Below are 13,494 nucleotides of genomic sequence, written 5' to 3' on the forward strand. Positions count from 1 at the left end.
AAGTACAGTTCAGGAGGATGGGGATGGGATGAGAGAATTTGTGATTTCAGTAAACAGCACCGTGGATTTGCCAAAAGAGTGGCTTGAGGAGAGAAATGTCCAGGTAATTCCTTTAAAATATACAATTGATGGTAAGACCTATACTGATATGGAGGGTCTGACTGGTAAGGAGTTTTTTGCAAAACTTCGGGAAGGAAAAATGTCGGTTACGTCTCAGGTGAACCCCGAAGAGGCGAAGAGTGCTTTGGAGCCGTTCTTGAAAGAGGGAAGGGATGTACTTCATCTGGGCTTTTCCTCTGCATTGAGCGGTACATATAACAGCATGAGAATTGCCGGAGAAGAGCTGGCAGAAAAGTATCCTGAGGCAAAGATTGTTGTCATTGATACATTGTGCGCCTGCCTCGGTGAGGGACTTCTTCTCTATAAAGTACTGCAGTTAAGAGATGCCGGAAAGAACATGGATGAGATAGCAAAATGGGTGGAAGAGAACAAACTTCATATCTGCCACAATGTTACTGTAGATGATTTGAATCACCTGCATCGGGGCGGCAGAGTGTCAAAGACAACTGCAGTTGTAGGGACTCTGGTACAGATTAAACCAATTATCCATATGGACAACGAGGGCTCCCTTCAGGTAATCGGGAAAGAGCGCGGTCGTAAAAGGTCTCTGAATAAGATTGTAGAAATGGCAGTGGAGCAGTCCAAAGGCTGGGAAAATGATGAAATTATGGTCACACACGGTGACTGCCTGGAGGACGCCGAATACGTAGCGAATCTTGCTAAAGAAAAGCTGGGCGCAGCGGACGTTTTGATTAACAATATAGGAACGGTGATTGGAAGCCATACGGGCCCCGGTGTAATTGCACTTTTCTTTATGGGAAATGAACGATAAAAGTCATAACGAAGCTGTCCTGAAGGAGTATCGAAGAAACCTTCGGTGCTCCATTGGTGTGTTCTGTCATAGTAAGACACAACAAAGCAGAATCGTAGTTATGGCTGAAGTATAATGTTTTTGTGAAAATATATTGACATTTATTCTGGAATATGATAGTTTAAATAGTGCGTGAGGCAAAAAAGAAAGTAGAGTATCCACTCTCACCATAGCACAAGCAGGTGACTATTGGTTCGATATTGAAGTATTCACATGATTTTTTATAATGTGTGCATACCCAGGTACGAGTGGAGAGTGTTCACTCGTTTTTTTATGCGGCGGGGGACTTTAATTTTTATCTTTCAAATTTGTTTTTACGGAAAGAACCTGGAAAGAATTCATTTAACGGAGGTATACGACAATTAGCGATTTAATGATTAATGAGCAGATCAGAGACAAGGAAGTTCGATTGGTCAGTGAGGATGGGGAACAACTAGGAATCATGTCATCCAGAGAGGCCCTGAAGAAGGCTATGGAGGCAGAGCTTGATTTGGTGAAGATTGCACCGATGGCAAAACCGCCGGTCTGCAAGATTATTGATTATGGAAAATACAGATATGAGCAGGCACGCAAGGAAAAAGAAGCCAAGAAAAAGCAGAAGACTGTCGAGTTGAAGGAAGTGCGATTATCACCGAATATTGATACCAATGATTTGAATACGAAGGTCAACAATGCAAAGAAATTTATCATGAAAGGTAATAAAGTGAAGGTAACTTTGCGTTTCCGTGGAAGAGAGATGGCACATGTATATCAGAGCAAACATATTTTAGATGATTTTGCAGCCCAGCTGGAAGACATTGCATCTATCGAAAAACCGGCGAAGTTAGAAGGCCGAAATATGAGCATGGTTTTAACTGAAAAACGTTAAAAATAAATCATTACGGGCGCTTTCGGCTCCCAGTAAGCACACAATGAAGGAGGAACTTATTATGCCAAAAATTAAAACAAATAGAGCGGCAGCAAAACGTTTCAAAGTAACAGGTACAGGAAAGCTGAAAAGAAATAAAGCATACAAAAGCCATATCTTAACCAAGAAGTCTACGAAGAGAAAAAGAAATCTCAGACATCCGGCTATTACAGATGCTACAAATGTTAAAAATATGAAGAAAGTATTACCATATCTGTAAGATTTGGAAATTGATAAGGAGGATTAGGAAATGGCAAGAATTAAAGGCGGAATGAACGCTAAGAAAAAACATAACAGAACTTTGAAATTGGCTAAAGGATACAGAGGAGCACGCTCCAAACAGTACAGGGTTGCAAAACAGTCTGTCATGAGAGCACTTACATCTTCCTACGCTGGCAGAAAACAGCGTAAGCGTCAGATGAGACAATTGTGGATTGCACGTATCAATGCAGCTGCAAGAATGAATGGACTGTCCTACAGCAAGTTTATGTATGGTTTGAAACAGTCTAATATCGATGTGAACAGAAAAATGCTGGCAGAACTTGCAGTGAGTGACAAAGAAGGATTTGCCACACTGGCAGAGCTTGCAAAAGAAAAAATTGCATAATAAAGGCCAATAAAAAACATAAAAAATATGTTGACATTTGGAGAAACAAATAGTAAAATATCACTTGTGGCGTGTGAACGAGAAACTTTCTTCACCGCCGAAATGCGGAAGTGTCGGAACTGGCAGACGAGCAAGACTAAGGATCTTGTGAGCAATGCGCTCGTGTGGGTTCAAGTCCCATCTTCCGCACTAATATAAAAGAACCTCAATTCTACTAAAAATAAGTGGAATTGAGGTTTTTTTTGAGAATCACTTAAAAATCTCATGGTCTTGTCGATATTATAACATAATAGTAGTTCTACCATTGGATAAAAACGGGAGGGCACCATGGGGATTAGAAACGAGAAAAATAGAATATTAGGAGTATGTGGTATTCTTCTAACCATTCTTGTCTTTGCGCTCCTTTCCAGAGTGATTACAGTGCGGGCACAAGGGGTTTATGTACAGGAGAACATAGGGGATGAAAAAGTTGACCGTGAAGCAGCCAAAGAAGCAAAGGAAATTCAAAATCTTTTAAAATCAGGCGGCACATCCCAAACAGCAGAACAACAAGATGAGGCTCAGAATACTACAGGTCCTGCACTACATCTGAAGGAACAGCTTCAGAAAATGGCTGATGGTACAGTCAATGCGAACAAAGTACTGCTGAAAAGCAAAATGCATGTGTTAAGAACAGAAACTACAGACAACACGTTTAATATGGAGAACGGCGATATTGTTTTGAAACCGGGTGGGGAATACAGTCAAACAAATGATACTTCATCCTTTGATAGTGCAGGAACGGTGCCGGATGAAAAATTTGTAATTAACGGCGGAGTAAGCGGTTGGACAGATCAGTATAATATAACAGTAAAACGAGGAGCTAATCCGGTAATCACACTTGAAGATTTAAAAATCGATTTATCAGGTTTCAATGATTTAGCTCCAAAAAGTCCCCTTTATATAGAAAGCGGTGCTACTGTTACACTTGTTTTATCAGGTGGACAAGATGAGGCAAAAGTGCTCCTGCAGGGAAGCCCGCTGGTGTCGGGAATTACTTTGGAAACAGGAGCCACGCTTCGTATTCAGGGGAAAGGTGATATCCTTGTATATGGGGGCGGAGGTGCGTATGCAGTTGGAAACGGAAACACTGCAGGAGGTTCGTTTTGGGTCGGTGAGGACGCAAGATTTCAGGCATACAGCAATATGGCAGATGGTGCAATCAATGTAAAAGTGTCTCAGACTGCAGATACAAGGCGAATTCTGCAGGGATCTCTTGCTGCAGCATTGGACGGCGCTGCTATTATCAAGGCTGAAAACAGGGACGACTGGAATGAGCAGTACACCATGCATCTTCCGGATCAGTTCAGATCCTTTGCAGTGTCTACGACAACGCCAGGCGGTGATTATGTATCCTATATAGCTGCAGATGAAAATGCAGGTGTAAAGGATTCCATGCTGCTGGCGAACAGTTTAAATAAAGCGCAGCACAGCTATAATCTTACTGGCGCAGGCAACACAATTGCCTCACTGAAAGAACTGAAAAGTCAGAAGATTACATACACTGTATTACTTGACGCAAACGGAGGAACCTTTTCAGACAGAGACCCCAAGAAAATGTATGATATTGGATATGGAACAACGATCAGTCTCCCGACAGCAGCTGCCCTTATCAGAGATAACCATGATTTTTCCGGCTGGCATAGAACAAAGGATTCCTTTGAAGACGGGGATGAATGGGAATCTGACACGAAGGTAGTAAGAGACAGTACCTGGCTTTATGCATCCTGGATACCCCGGAACTGTACAGTTGAATATCGCTACGAAAATGAGATCAAAAAGAAAGTAGAGGGGAAGAAATTCGGAGATACACTGAGTGATGATGAGTCAAATGCAGAGGAAACCCCACCTACTATTAATAAGACAAACTATACAGTTGTAGGCTGGCTTGCGGAGGACGGCTCTAAGTGGGTATTTGGTAAAGATGGAACAAGGATTACGAAAGAAACTACTATACTTAAGCCATATCTACTTGCAGACTGTAAAGTTACATTTAAAGAAAATGCGGGTAAAGATACTGTAACTAATATGCCTTCTATCAATCCAATGACAGTACCGGCAACTACCAGTCTTTCGGCAGTAACGACGGTGCCCGAGCGTGCTGACTATACATTTATAGGATGGTACAGGGATGCTAAGTGTACAAAGCCGTGGGATATGAATGCCGACAAGGTTACGACCAGCATTACGCTGTATGCGGGCTGGGGAGCCAATGAGACAATAGTGACCTTTCATGTAGCAGAAGAAGGAGAAGAAAGTGTAGATCCTCCTTCAAGAACCGTCCCATTTGGGGAGAAAATCCCATCGCCGCATGCAGCAAAGAGTGAGCGTAAAACAAGCCTGCCCACAGGCTATAAAGTGGAAGGGTGGTATACGGATGAAAAGCTTACAAATAAGTGGGATTTTTCAGAGGGGCTGAAAGATTCTGATGGAAAATTTGACCTTTATGTAAAGTGGCATCAAGATACATGCTGGGCAACTTTTCTGCCTAACAGCACTGATGCAGCACTTCATGGGGAGCAGTCCCTATCGGTAGGTTATAACGAGAGTTTAAAGGGAGTTCATGTTGATTTGGAGAGCAAGCTTGAGAGCATGATTACACGAACCGGGTATGAGGTGAAAAACTGGGTTACCAGTGGAGGCAAAGTGTGGGATATGTCTGCTCCATTGACAGAAGATATTGAGTTGAAAGCTCAATGGACGCCGAAGATTTTTGAAATCAACTTTAAGACTCCTCAGGAGGATTGCCCCATCTTATCTTCCGGTGAAAGCTCAAAGCAGGTTGCATATGGAAAAACATTAAGCGAACCAAAGTACCCCGCAGACGGGCAGACTTGGCCGGGGCATACGTTTCAGGGCTGGTATACAGAAAAAGACGGTAAGGGAGAAAAATGGAACTTTGCCGGCGCCCAAGCTGCAAATACAGTAGAAGGAGATACAGATCTTTACGCATACTGGACTCAGGACGAATATACAATTAATTTCCAAACCTATGCAGAGGACGAGAATCCTCCTGAACCGTATAAAGGATTCCTTTACGGTGAACTGCTTGCAAAACCTGACGATCCGGTCAGGGAAAGATATGAGCTTCTTGGATGGTATAGGGATGAAAATTGTACAGAATCGTGGGATTTTGATACAGATACAGTAACTGGAGATATGACCCTCTATGCCGGGTGGCAGGGGGAACCTGTAGATGTTATCCTCAATATAGAATACGAACCGGAAAATGAGAAACCAGGGAAGAACGTTCAGGTGGATGTGCAAGGAGTGCGCTTTGGAGACTTCTTAACGCGTGAACAAGTGGAGGATCAGGAAACGGAAGCGACAAAGAAGAGGCCCGGATATACGTTAAATGGCTGGTATACAGATGAGCTGCATCAGGAAGAGGGGCTGTGGGATTTTGCACTGAACAGGGTGGAACCTCCGAAAAGCGAACCTCTCAATCTGTATGCGTACTGGACCTGGGATGAATATACAGCTCAGTTTATCACTTTTGACGGGGACACCAGCATTCCACCTCAAACCGGTCTGCGGTACGGCAATTTACTAACTAAGCCTTCACCGGATCCTGAGAGGGAACATTATACTTTCGGAGCATGGCATACGGTTCAGAACCCGGAAGACGATACAACCGTATGGGATTTTGAAAAAACTAAAATAACAGGAGATATGTGTCTTTATGCGTCCTGGACACCGGACGTCTATACATTGTCCTTTGAGACAAACGGTGGTTCGGCCCTTGAGCCTGTAAAAGTAACTTATGGCACGTATGTTCCCGATGAAAGTATGAAAACAACCAAAGAGGGATATGTGCTTGCAGGATGGTACCGTGACCCCGAGCTGACACAGCTTTTTGTGCCCGCTTCTGAATATGTTGACCATACAATGACCATTTATGCAAAATGGGAACTGAAAAAATATACAGTGCGCTATCACTATAGAGATTCCCCGGACAGTGATGAAGAAGAGGTGGAGACCTATAAGGAAGCTTTTAAAGTCGGAGATTATCTTACGAAACCAAATAAGACACTACCTCATAAAACTTTGAGTGCCTGGTATCAGGATGATACATATCAGGATAAATGGGTATTTAAGCGGGATCAGGTCCGAGGTGATACGGAACTTTATGCATACTGGTCGGATACATTGTATTCGGTACATTTTGAAACTTATGATGGTACGGAAATAAAAGACCTGGAAATGATCTGGGGAGAACAGTTCGAGCCGCCGAAGGATCCTGAGAGAACAGGCTATACATTTACGGGCTGGTATAAAGATGCCCAGTGGAAGGAACCCTGGGATTTTAATGAGGACTTTGTGAATGGAAACACAATCATTTATTCCGGATGGAAAGCAAACATGTACACAGTCAGCTTTGATACCGCCGGGGGCTCGGAGCCTGTCGAGTCCCAGACGCTGGCCTATGATTCGCTGATTACAGAGCCATCCGCACCGGCGAAGGATGGATATACATTTGAAGGCTGGACGGATGCAGGAGGAAACAAATGGGATTTCGGTAGGGATACAATAAAGGAGGATACAGTATTAACAGCACAGTGGTCTGAAAATAAAGACGAGGATGACGATAATGAAACCACATCCGGCGGTACCCCTGGGACAGGCACAAAAAGCACCGACGCCCCAGGCTCAGAAACACAGAACTTGGGAACTGCAGGCGCAGGCACCCCAGGTGCAGGTGACACAGGTTCGGGAACAGGTACATCTGGTCAGGCGCTTAAAGATGCTGCCGGCGATTTAAAGGAAATTCTCACCGGGGATAAAGCTCCGCTGACATATTCGATTGCAGGAATTATATTAGCTGCAGCCGGCATTCTCGGGTCATTGTATAAAAAGATGAGATAAGGAGATGGAGAAAAAGCTATGAAATATGAACTGACAAAAGATCTGGAAACGGGGAATACATTGATTGATTCCGAGCACAGAGAACTGTTCAGAATGGTCAATAATCTGCAGGAAGCCTGTGCAAAGGGGCAGGGGCGAAGTCAGGTGGAGACAGCAGCCGGATTTCTTGTGAATTATGTAAAAAAGCATTTCAGGGATGAACAGAATCTTCAGACGAGTGTAAGCTATCCGGGATACCCGGCACACAGAAGTTTCCATGAAAATTACATATCACAAATTTCGGCTGCTGCTGACACAATACTTGTGAGCAATGCAGATATTGCCTCCCTGGCGGAGCTGAATCGTCTGATTGGCATACTGATCGCCCATATCCGCACAGAGGATAAGAAATTGGCAGCATATATTGTAAGTTATAAGAAACAGAAATAGGTGTATTAATTGAAAGGGCTGGAAAAAGAATATGAAGTATGAACTGACAAAGGATTTGCAAACCGGAAACGCATTGATTGATTCCGAGCACAGAGAATTGTTTCGGATTATTAATAATTTACAGGAGGCCTGTGCAAAAGGGCAGGGACGCGGTAAGGTTGAACCCACCGCAAAATTTCTTGTGGATTATGTAAAAAAACATTTTCGAGATGAGGAAGAACTGCAGAAAAGTGTTGAGTATCCTGGGTATTCGGTACACAAAAAATTTCATGAAGACTATATTATACAGATAGAAGGGGGAGCGGATAAAATACTGACTCATAATGCGGACATAGCGTCTTTGGCAGAGCTAAACAAGCTGATTGGTATATTGGTGGCTCATATTCGTACAGAAGACAGAAAGCTTGCATCTTATGTCAGCACACATGATAAATAGAAAAATGTAATAGTAGTAACAAAAAAGCATCTGTTCTAAAACAGATGCTTTTTTAGATACATTATATTTTGATTTACATGGATTTCACGCTTTATATTTCGGGTGGAAGATTCTTTCGAAGATATGCCATTAACAAGCCGGCTATATTCTGACAGGGTGCCTGTACACATACGGCGCCTATTTGGTGAGCCACCATTGGCATTCCATATACGACACTGGAATCTTTATCCTGCCCGATGGTATAGGCTCCTTTTTGGCGCATGTGTAAGAGCCCCTGTGCTCCATCTCGCCCCATCCCGGTTAATATGATGCCCACCCCGCGCTGTCCGGCCGTTTCTGCCACAGAATGAAATAAAACATCTACAGAGGGGCGGTGTCCGCTTATCTTTTCCCCCGGAAATAAACCAACACGATAGTGGCTGCCGTCACGCAGCACCTTCATCTGCAGATCACCGCCGGGAGCAATCAGGGCAAGTCCGGGAGATATAATATCCCCATCTTTTGCTTCCCGCACCTCCATACGACAAAGTTTGTCCAGCCGATCGGCGTACATTTTTGTAAAGCCCTCCGGCATATGCTGCGTTATCACAATACCGGGAATATTTTCGGGAAGATCACGGAGGATTTGCAAAGTTGCCTCTGTACCGCCTGTGGAGGCCCCCACCGCAATCAGCATGGAGGATGGGACTTTCATAGTGAGCCTCTGACGATGGCCTCGCAGTCCAACAGCAGAACTACGGTACCATCCTCAAGAGAAAGCATCAGATTTGTAAGTTCCTGGCGGTTCTCAATAGGAATAGGGGCTGCAAGTGCAGTATTTATATTTTGAACCTGTAAAACGGAATCCACTGCAATACCAATGTGAATAGAGTTTATTTCCAGAATGATAATACAAGTGGAAGAAGTATATTCTACAAAAGGCTTGCCTAACTTAAGCCGCATGTCCATGACCGGGATAATCTGTCCTCTGAGATTGATAATACCCTTTATATAATCCGGTACCAGGGGAAGTGGGCGGATTGTATAGTTAGTAATAATTTCAATTACGTTATCTGTGCTGACTCCGAACACCAGTTTGTCTGATGTGAAAGTCAGAAATCGGGAAGTAGTCTGCTGTTCTTCTTCCAAAGTGTCTGCTGTGTCTGACATAATATAACCTCCAATCTATTTGCCTAAAACATTTCCTGGGCAGCGGTGTATATGCTGCCGATATCCAGAATAATACTGATATTGCCATCACCGAGAACAGTACAGCCACTGATGCCGGAGTGTTTAATATTAAAGTTGTTAAGATATGGCGGAAATGGCTTGACAACTACCTGCTGTTCTCCGATTAACTGATCTACAAAGATACAGTATGACTTATCACTTGCCTCTACCCACATCATAATTCCATCATCAATATCTGTAAAGCCTTCTTCCATACAAAACAGACTGCGGATTCGAACGACGGGGAAAAATTCATCCATACATTTTATGATTTCATGGCCTGAGGCATCCAGGATGATGTCCTCATTTGATGCTTTAAATGACTGTCTTATGTTGGCGATAGGAATCGTAAATATACTTCCTCCAATTGAAATTTCCATACCATCCACAATAGCAAGTGTTAGAGGAAGCTTTAAGGTTGTCTTGCTCCCCTTTCCTTTTTCACTGGAAATACTGACAACACCGCCAATCGCTTCTACGTTTTTACGGACAACATCCAGCCCGACCCCTCTGCCAGAAAATTCGGTAACTTCGGAATTTGTAGAAAATCCGGGCAGCATTAGAAGAGATAAAATTTCTTTTTGCGAGTACTCCTCTGCAGGCTTAGTCAGTAGATTGTTCCGGCTTGCCTTGGCAAGAATTGCATCCGTATCCATGCCTTTCCCGTCGTCTTCCACAGAAATGATAACTTCGCTTCCCGTATGTTTTGCGGAAAGTATAATCTCCGCCTGGGCCTCTTTTCCCGCATCGATACGCTCCTGAACGCTATCTTCAATGCCGTGATCCATTGAGTTTCGTACAATGTGCATAATAGGATCTGATATATTGTCTACGATGGTTTTGTCCACTTCTGTGTCTTCCCCGATTATAGTCAGCCGCACATCCTTATTCAGTGTCTTTTTCATGTCACGGACAATGCGGTTCATTTTTTGGAATACACTGGAAACGGGTACAATCCGCAGTGACATTGCAATATCCTGAAGATCATCCGTCAGTTTGCGGAGCTGGCGTGCTGATTTCAGAAAATTATCCAGCTTTACATTTTGAAGCTCCGGAGAAGCAATCACCATAGATTCTGTAATAACAATTTCACCCACAACTGCCATCAGTTTATCCAGCTTGCTGAGATTAACACTGATTAAACTCTGCTTTGTATGTGTGGCCGGGGCAAAATTGCCGGCGGTCGGAGTGGAACCTGCTGCAGGGGTATGCCTTGCTTTGCCGGCTGCGGCAGCTTTTGATGTATCCTTCTCTTTTTGTGGGTCATCTTCGCTGGAAATCAATTCATAGGTGTGAATATTACTGGTGCCTTTTAGAACACTTATTGCACTTTGGGCATCTTTTTCAGAAGAAAATCCGAGAAGAAATCCGTCTTTTGCAATCGCATCTTTAGTGCCGGAGTTTGTCTCCACGTCTTCTGGAACAAATTGAAAGGTCAGGTTCTTGTCTCTGAGTGCTGTCACGAGCATAAAAGCGCGAAGGTTTTCCATGCCGCAGTCCGGCTCAAAGAAAACCTGGATCTGGTAAGGAGCATTTATTCCAAAAGAATTTTGAGCCGAAGAATTCACTGCGGAGGAATCTAAGGAAGAACTACCGGTGTCTTCTTTTTGTATTCGTTTCAGAAAGCTGTTAATTTTGTCTGTAAAATCTGTAATGTCTGCATCCAGAGGCTGATTATTTTCTACCCGGATGATGTCTGCACTGAGCCTGTCCATAGATTGAAACATCAAATCAAAAAGATCACTTTTCTGTTCTTCATCCAAAGTGTCCATGCCGTTTTCGCGTATGTAAAAGAAGAGGTCTTCAATATGATGTGCCACTTCCATTAAAGACTGGAATTCAAGCATTGCAGAGGACCCTTTGATTGTATGCATACTTCTGAAAATCTCGTTTACGTCGTCTTCAGTAAAGCTGCCTGCTTTTTCGGCATTAATAAGCCTTTCATCTAACTGCTCTAAAAGGGAATTTGTTTCAAACAGGAAGGTTTCGAGCAGGCTGTCTGTTGTATTGTCCATAATTGCACCGCCTTATTTTATATTTGGTAAAAACATTGCAAAAGCAAGGGTATGTGTGGTAATGTACTTTTAGCATGTTTGACAATAAAAGAAAATGCTTCATTATTACACATAGATCCACTATAAGTCATATATCGGCAAGGCAAACAAAAAAATAATCAGGGCAGGTGATAAAATGTCAAATGTTTTAAAAGTTACAACACCAATGACCGGATATGAAAATTCAAATCAATTAAAGACAAACCCTTTAAAGACGGCGGACCCTTCCATACAGGGGCAGGTAAATCCGGAGAAAGTGGTAAGGCCGGATGCCAGGAATGACTCCGGGGCGGGACAAGATGCGGGATTGAAGTTTCAGTATGAATCCAATTATGGAACTTTCCTTCAGCAGCTGAAAGAAAGCCCTGCTCTGACAGAGGAGTTTTCACAGATTTTTATGAGAGGCACAGGCACACTGGCAGAGTCGGGACTGAAGGAGGGATTTGCACAAAAGCTGACAGAGTTTTTCGAGATGATTGAGTTCTCTCCCCGGGATATGCTGGGACTACTTAAGAATCAGAGCAATGCAGCTGTCCGCTTCAGCGGAACTTTTTTTTCTATGCTCAGGCAGGTGATGAATTCCGACTCTCCCCTGGAACTTAAAGCGTCCATTCTTGATTTTATGAGACGGTACACAGATATGGCAGAGACACCACATCTTATGGAGAATATCCGACGTACACTGAACAATATAAAAGGGCAGATGTACAGAGATTCAAGAGAACAGCTGGAGCAGTTGGAGGAAAAACTTCAATATGGTACGGGCGGCGAAGAGATGAAGGAGAATATGGAAGCAATCCGCGGAAAAATTTTACCTTTCCTGAATCTTTACATATCCAGAAGCCATGAAAGAGGGAACTTAAGAGACATGGCTGCCCTTCTGGCATCATTTGCTGCACGCTGTGAAAACGGCAACCCGGACAGGGTTCAGGCTTCTTTTGAACAACTGATGAGATATCCGGACATGCAGAAGTGTTTCCGGGGATTTGACGTCTCTGCGCTGCTGCAGGTACTGGCCAATACTGAGTATGAAAAAGCATCCAGGCAGAATGAATGGATGAACCGGTTTGCGGAGATTATTAAATCGGGTATGGCAGGGGAGGCCGGAAGCAGTCAGAAGGCAGCCTTTGAAAATATGATGCATTCCATTCTGCTTAACGAAAGCGTATATATGCCGGTTCTCCACATGATGCTCCCCATGCAGGTGGGGGAACGACTTATGTTTGCGGAGATGTGGATAGACCCGGACGCTGAAGGTCAGGAGACACAAAAGAAATCCGTGATAGCAAAAAGGACAGTGCAGGGACTTTTAAAATTTGATATCAGAAATCTGGGTTTCTTTGATCTGTATTTTATCTATCAGGGCGGCAGCATCAAGATGCAGCTGAACTGTCCGGAGAAACTGGAAGACAAAAGCCGCACTATTAAAGACGATATTTCAAAAATCATGTCTGAAAACGGGATAAAAGCAGAAGAACTATTTGTGGAAACAGGGCAGGAGTCTATCCCTGTATCCGATGCGTTTCCCAAAATATTTGAAAGGAAGAATTCAGTCAATGTCAGAATTTAAAGAACTTCTCAATCAAAAGGCGGTTGCACTGACTTATGATGAACACCGGCAGGCAGCTCCGGTTATTGTTGCGTCGGGGATGGGGTATATGGCTGAGAAAATAATTGAAGCGGCAGAGGATAACGGAGTACCTGTCTATGAAGATAATTCACTTGCAACTATACTTACCCAACTGGAGCTGGGCACGGAGGTACCGGAAGAATTATATCAGGCAATTGTGGATATCTATATGTACTTTCTGGATTATGTTCCTGAGAAAGAAATCCAGCCAAAGTGATATAATATATAGAGGCAATTATTCAATATCAGGCTCGAAAAGGACTGTTTTGTCAGAGATATATGGATACAGTCTTTTTTGTTTATGTAAAACCTAAGCAAGTTACTTCTCATTCGATTGATTTTCATTTTAAAATATAACATAGTCTTATAATTTTTGCTTGATTATC

Annotated in this window: 11 protein-coding genes, 1 tRNA gene and 1 pseudogene; 10 read left to right on the forward strand and 3 right to left on the reverse strand. The window is 43.3% G+C overall.

Translation table 11 applies throughout. The features are described from left to right. Positions 1-28 precede the first annotated feature (28 nt). From BN3456_RS14385 to BN3456_RS14420, 8 genes are all read left to right on the forward strand, one after another. Complete coding sequence (locus tag BN3456_RS14385) at positions 29-892, forward strand: DegV family protein (protein ID WP_089985239.1); 864 nt, start codon at positions 29-31, stop codon at positions 890-892. A gap of 412 nt (positions 893-1,304) precedes the next feature. Beyond that, positions 1,305-1,799, forward strand: coding sequence for a translation initiation factor IF-3 (gene infC, locus BN3456_RS14390; protein ID WP_089985242.1), 495 nt, complete (start codon positions 1,305-1,307; stop codon positions 1,797-1,799). A 61-nt stretch (positions 1,800-1,860) separates the two neighbouring features. After that, positions 1,861-2,058 (forward strand): 50S ribosomal protein L35, encoded by a 198-nt coding sequence (gene rpmI / locus BN3456_RS14395; RefSeq protein WP_009004123.1) that lies wholly within the window; start codon positions 1,861-1,863, stop codon positions 2,056-2,058. Positions 2,059-2,088: 30 nt separating this feature from the next. Beyond that, complete coding sequence (gene rplT, locus BN3456_RS14400; RefSeq protein WP_089985245.1) at positions 2,089-2,445, forward strand: 50S ribosomal protein L20; 357 nt, start codon at positions 2,089-2,091, stop codon at positions 2,443-2,445. Between the two features lie 104 nt (positions 2,446-2,549). Beyond that, a tRNA-Leu gene (locus BN3456_RS14405) sits at positions 2,550-2,634 on the forward strand. A 138-nt stretch (positions 2,635-2,772) separates the two neighbouring features. Beyond that, complete coding sequence (locus tag BN3456_RS14410) at positions 2,773-7,350, forward strand: InlB B-repeat-containing protein (RefSeq protein WP_089985248.1); 4,578 nt, start codon at positions 2,773-2,775, stop codon at positions 7,348-7,350. Between the two features lie 18 nt (positions 7,351-7,368). After that, positions 7,369-7,779: a bacteriohemerythrin gene (locus tag BN3456_RS14415; protein ID WP_089985250.1), complete on the forward strand. Its 411-nt coding sequence runs from the start codon at positions 7,369-7,371 to the stop codon at positions 7,777-7,779. Between the two features lie 31 nt (positions 7,780-7,810). Further along, entirely contained in the window at positions 7,811-8,215 is a 405-nt protein-coding gene (locus BN3456_RS14420) for a bacteriohemerythrin (protein WP_089985252.1), read from the forward strand. Positions 8,216-8,306: 91 nt separating this feature from the next. On the opposite strand, the pseudogene BN3456_RS14425 reads toward BN3456_RS14420, so the two are convergent. The 3 genes and pseudogenes from BN3456_RS14425 to BN3456_RS14435 form a co-directional block, all read right to left on the reverse strand. Continuing rightward, a pseudogene (locus BN3456_RS14425) lies at positions 8,307-8,888 on the reverse strand (CheB methylesterase domain-containing protein); the annotation flags it as partial. 17 nt (positions 8,889-8,905) lie between these two features. Further along, positions 8,906-9,364: a chemotaxis protein CheW gene (locus BN3456_RS14430; RefSeq protein ID WP_089985256.1), complete on the reverse strand. Its 459-nt coding sequence runs from the start codon at positions 9,362-9,364 to the stop codon at positions 8,906-8,908. 23 nt (positions 9,365-9,387) lie between these two features. After that, complete coding sequence (locus BN3456_RS14435) at positions 9,388-11,439, reverse strand: chemotaxis protein CheA (protein WP_089985259.1); 2,052 nt, start codon at positions 11,437-11,439, stop codon at positions 9,388-9,390. Between the two features lie 175 nt (positions 11,440-11,614). On the opposite strand from BN3456_RS14435, the gene BN3456_RS14440 reads away from it, so the two are divergent. Both BN3456_RS14440 and BN3456_RS14445 read left to right on the forward strand, forming a co-directional pair. Further along, a complete protein-coding gene (locus tag BN3456_RS14440) occupies positions 11,615-13,048 on the forward strand; it encodes a hypothetical protein (RefSeq protein ID WP_089985261.1) in 1,434 nt (477 codons plus the stop codon). After that, on the forward strand, positions 13,035-13,325 hold the full coding sequence (locus BN3456_RS14445) for an EscU/YscU/HrcU family type III secretion system export apparatus switch protein (protein WP_089985264.1): 291 nt from the start codon (positions 13,035-13,037) through the stop codon (positions 13,323-13,325). Before BN3456_RS14440 ends, BN3456_RS14445 begins: the two co-directional genes overlap by 14 nt. The last annotated feature ends 169 nt before the right edge of the window (positions 13,326-13,494 follow it).

Source organism: Clostridium sp. C105KSO13 (genome assembly GCF_001517425.1).
Lineage (GTDB): Bacteria > Bacillota > Clostridia > Lachnospirales > Lachnospiraceae > Muricomes.